Annotated in this window: 4 protein-coding genes; 1 reads left to right on the top strand and 3 read right to left on the bottom strand. The window is 48.5% G+C overall.

The window, feature by feature from the left end:
• Window positions 1-2: 2 nt before the first annotated feature.
• Window positions 3-986 carry a folate-binding protein gene (locus NZ772_14315; protein MCS6814724.1) on the top strand — a complete coding sequence of 328 codons (984 nt, stop codon included), beginning with the start codon at window positions 3-5 and terminating at the stop codon, window positions 984-986.
• 22 nt (window positions 987-1,008) lie between these two features.
• Here NZ772_14315 and NZ772_14310 read toward each other — a convergent pair whose 3' ends face one another.
• The 3 genes from NZ772_14310 to NZ772_14300 all read right to left on the bottom strand — a co-directional run.
• Complete coding sequence (locus NZ772_14310; GenBank protein ID MCS6814723.1) at window positions 1,009-2,652, bottom strand: AarF/ABC1/UbiB kinase family protein; 1,644 nt, start codon at window positions 2,650-2,652, stop codon at window positions 1,009-1,011.
• Window positions 2,653-2,681: 29 nt separating this feature from the next.
• A complete protein-coding gene (locus NZ772_14305; protein ID MCS6814722.1) occupies window positions 2,682-4,019 on the bottom strand; it encodes a hypothetical protein in 1,338 nt (445 codons plus the stop codon).
• 343 nt (window positions 4,020-4,362) lie between these two features.
• The coding region (locus NZ772_14300; GenBank protein ID MCS6814721.1) for a sirohydrochlorin chelatase at window positions 4,363-4,683 on the bottom strand (321 nt) is incomplete at its 5' end.

The following is a 4,683-nucleotide window of genomic DNA, read 5'->3' as shown; positions in this document are numbered from 1 at the left end:
ATATGGGGCAGGACATCCAAACGGCGAGCACCCTTGACATCCTAGGCAGGGATGTGATGGTGTATGACAGTTCCCACTGGGGCTTATTGGCTATCAGTGGCAACGATCGTCTGCGATATCTGCATAACCAGAGCACTAACAACTTTAATGCCTTACAGCCAGGCCAAGGCTGTGACACGGTATTTGTTACTTCTACAGCCCGCACCATCGACCTTGTAACTGCCTATGTTTTAGAAACAACCGTGTGGTTGCTAGTGTCTCCTAACCGTCGCCAACGGTTGTTGGACTGGATGGATCGCTTCATCTTCCCTGCTGATCAAGTAGACCTAAAGGACATCACTGACCAGATGGCAGTATTCCGCATTCTAGGAACTGGCAGCCAATCACTCCTATCGACACTGGGAGCAACTATCACAGGTGCCTACGGTGACCATCAAACGGTGACTATTGCGGATGTGCCCTGTCGGCTAGCGATCGGCAGTGGGTTAGCTTTGCCCGGCTATACCCTGTTGACAGAGATAGCTTATGCACCAACTCTCCAGGCTGCACTTGTGGCGGCGGGGGCAACCATGATAGACGATCGCACCTGGGAATTCCTTCGCATTCACCAAGGCAGGCCCCTTCCCGACGCTGAGTTGACAGAGGACTACAATCCCCTAGAGGCAGGGCTTTGGCATACGATCTCCTTTAATAAGGGCTGTTACATTGGCCAGGAAACGATCGCCCGTCTAAATACCTACAACGGCGTAAAACAACATCTCTGGGGCATTCGCCTCAATCGCTTCGTTCCTGCTGGCACTCCTCTGATGGTCGGTGACGAGAAGGTAGGGCGGTTGACCAGTGTTGCCACTCCAGAGACAGGTGGAACTTGGCAAGGACTAGCCTATGTCCGCACCAAGGCAGGGGGTGTAGGTTTAGTTGTGCAAGTTGGAGATGCTCAAGGAGAAATTATTGACGTGCCCTTTTTAACTCGATCGCCCCAGTAGGAACTGAAGGGATGGCACCAACCTACGATCGGCGCAGAATGCTGATCAATAGCCATAACCCCAACAAACTAGCTCCTGCGAACAGTGCATCACTTAACCAGACCACTTGGCTGATGCCATCTTGGGCAGAAATGATAGCTGCTCCCACAATCAACGCCCCCACCACAATGCTGAAGGATAGGCGATTAGCTGCTAGTTCCATGCTGCGTCGTAGGGGATCAAGCTCCTGTATAGACAAATTCCAGCGCAGGGTTTCTGATGTTAGGCGTTCTAATAGCATCTCCACCTGTCGGGGAGAACGAAGCGACAAATCCTTTAGGTCTAAAACCGTGCGCAAAATGGCAGGCAGCGGGGCATCTCCCAAAATCTGACGCTGGAAGACACTCGCCATTAGCGGACGAATTTGAGTAGGCAGGTTAAAGTCTGGATCCAACCCTCGACCCACCCCCTCTAGGTTCGCCAGAGCCTTAGCGCACAAACCCAAATTACCAGGAATGCGGATACGGTTATCGCGGGCCACCTGTAGCACTTCATAAAAAAGCTGGCTAAAACTAAATTCCGACAGACTCAAGCTGTAATACCGACGCAGCAGGCGATCGAAATCTCGTTCTAGTCGCAGCAGGTTAACGGGTTCTGTAGGCGGAGCTAGCTTCACTGTCAATTCTGCACAGCGCCGAGCATCTAAACTGACCAGTGCCAACAGCAGTTCTAGCAACACTTCTTGAGTACGCGGGTCTAGCCGTCCCACCATGCCACAGTCTAACAGTGCTACTCGCCCATCGGTTAGATAGAACAGATTGCCAGGGTGGGGATCAGCATGGAAAAAGCCATCAATGCAAATCTGTTGAAAGAAGGCCCGCAGTAGCAAATTGGCAATCTCAGGGCGGGTTAGGGGTACTCGCTGGCTAGTAGTTGATACGGTAATGTCAGCCATCAACAGGGGCTTACCGTCTAACCATTCCAGCACCAACACGCGATCGCTAGTCAACTCATGGTAAACCTGGGGTATGGCCAGTCGTGACGAGTCAAACCAGCGACTATTCGATAAATTTTGTCGCAGGGTTTCGGTATAGCTTGCCTCTTGGGTAAAGTGCAATTCCGATCGTAGCGAATTAGCAAACTCTTCTGCCAATCTCACTACATCGTAGCTCTGACCGACATCTGTCTTGGCCACCAGGTCAGCCAAGCTTTTTAGCAATAGAATATCTTGCTCCACCACAGCATCAATGCCAGGACGCTGTACCTTCACCGCTACTGCCCGTCCATCCAGCAACACTGCATAGTGAATCTGGCCGATCGAACCCGCTGCCACTGGGTCTGGGTTCACGCGGACAAAGACCTCTGCCAACGGCCTAGCCAACTCTTGACGGATCACCGCTTCTACCTCTGGCCAAGCCACTGGATCTACCCTAGCTTGCAGTGCCGTCAGTGCCTCCACATAGGCAGGTGGCAATATATCAGGCCGGGTACTCAGCAATTGCCCCAACTTTACGTAAACTGGCCCCAACTCCGTCAAAATTTTTCGCAAGATTTCTGGCGGTGGTAACTGGGGTTGCTCAGCACTACTACCCGTCAGCAGTTGCCGCATATAGTCCCAACCATTGCGCAACACAATCTCAATGATTTCCCGTTGGCGGGCACTTGTGCGGGCTAGGTTAATGAACATGACCCTACTAGTGCTTTACTTATAGTGCTTTACTTAGTCAGTTGATGCTTTACTTGAGAAAACACGCGATAATCAGACGCTGATTCTAACTCTGGCGAACACTCATCAATGTCGTCTTGAACCTTAATCAGATTGTACTCAACATTATCTGCATGAATAGCCAGCACAATATTGAGCACTTCAATAGCATGAATCACCCACTGGCAATCATCTGCGGGTATTGGTTCGTAATACTGAATAATACGAGCCACACAAGCCTCTAGATAAGGGCGTACTTGGGGACAAATTAGAATTGTTTTGAGCAGAATTGATGACCAAACTAGTGGACTGCTACTAGACACTAAACTCACAAATAATGGAGACGGATCTTGGTGGTTTTCAGTAGTTAGTAGCTCAATGACACGCTTACAGGTTTTTAGCAGTAGCGACGAGGTTACTGGCTCCTCATCCATATCAACGTATAGATTTTCAAACCGATCGGCTAACCGTTGGCTCAGGGTCTTAGTAATGTTCACATCCCCTACAGAAAAGGTGAGATAGTTCTGTAGACTACGCTTGAAATCACCATAGGCTAAGTGTTTTGTTTGGCCCAAGAACAATCGAGCCAAGTTGGCGTAGCTGTAGGATCCTCGACGTACAGCAAGGGCCTTAATCAACAACAGTGCTTCTTCACCCAAGGCTGTTGGGTTTAGATCTTCTTTACTAGTTGCGCCCAAGGAAGTCGTTTGGGAATGGGCAACATACATGGCTAACTTGAATTTGAACTGCTCACGTAGCTTACGGGAAAGCATTCGGGCAGCACGTCGTTGCTCTGGGGAGTTTTGTGGGTTGATGTATTGGGTAGCTAGCAAAAATGAGTTATAGCGATGTTTCCAGTGTGAATAACGATCCGGGACATGCCGAGCTGCAAACAGTTCTAATTCCCTAAAGTCTTGGCTTTGAACAAACTTGCTAACCCAGGCACGTACTCGACGCAACACTGTTGAAGCTGTGTATTTTTGTAGAGTCGTATCAAAAAACAGCTTAATCAGGTCTTGGATAGCTTGGTAATTGCGACTGGTATCCCAGTTATTGACCAGAATGTAACAGGTACGTTTCAGTGTGTTACGGAAGGTTTCTTCATCGTTAGCAAAGGTAAGTTCGTGCAGAGCTTGGGAAACCTCCGATCGCTCAGAGCCTGCTGATTGAATGAATAGACGAGCAAACTCCTGCAAGACAAAGTCGGCAGCACAGGTTTTAACAATATCCAAAAAGTAGTCATAAATCGACTCCTGGGACTGCTCAATACTATGACCGCTATTTATACGATTATGTTTACGGTTACCATTTACACTATAGTCCGGTAAAGCATCCCCAGTTATCATCATCGCTAAATCGATCCTATGCAAACAGGTTTATCTAACCCCAACCCCAATCACCATTGCAGGTCTGCTATCGATAATAGATAGACCACATGTTGATTTTTGCACCCTGATAAACGATAGAACTACGGATAACGTGTCCCGCTAGAACGAAGTCATTGTGATCAAATCGTTGTGAGCAATTTGTGGTTTATCACGTGTAGTTTGTTACTCTACAGGTCTGGTGCCGCCGTAGCGTTGTTGAAACTTCACAACTCAATAGTCACTAGTACCATCCAGTACTATATTGAAACACGATTAGCTAGGTCGTGATTCGTATCATTATGGTCAAGCTGTTTTTAGCTATGACCTAGGCGGTTTGCAGTTGTGATTGAACCAAGTTTAGCCAATTTGCGATTACATCAGTGAATTGTAAATGAGATGAGACAAGCGCTGCTAGTCGCAACTGCTGAGTTGGGTATTTTGCTGCAAGCTGGATCACCTGTTGGGCAATGCTATCAGTTGTTTTGCCTGCAAACAGAAAATAGGGCAGGATAGTAATAGAGTCATAGCCCTGTTGCACAAGGGTATGCACCTGTTGTTCTAAATTGGGAGCTTTAGACCAATAGGCGGTAATGGCTGCCAACTGACTAGCTAGGGCTTCTATGAGCCGGTTGCTGGCTGGGTGGCT

The sequence above is a fragment of the Cyanobacteriota bacterium genome (assembly GCA_025054735.1).
Taxonomy (GTDB): domain Bacteria; phylum Cyanobacteriota; class Cyanobacteriia; order SKYG9; family SKYG9; genus SKYG9.
This window is presented reverse-complemented; position numbering and strand designations above follow the sequence as displayed.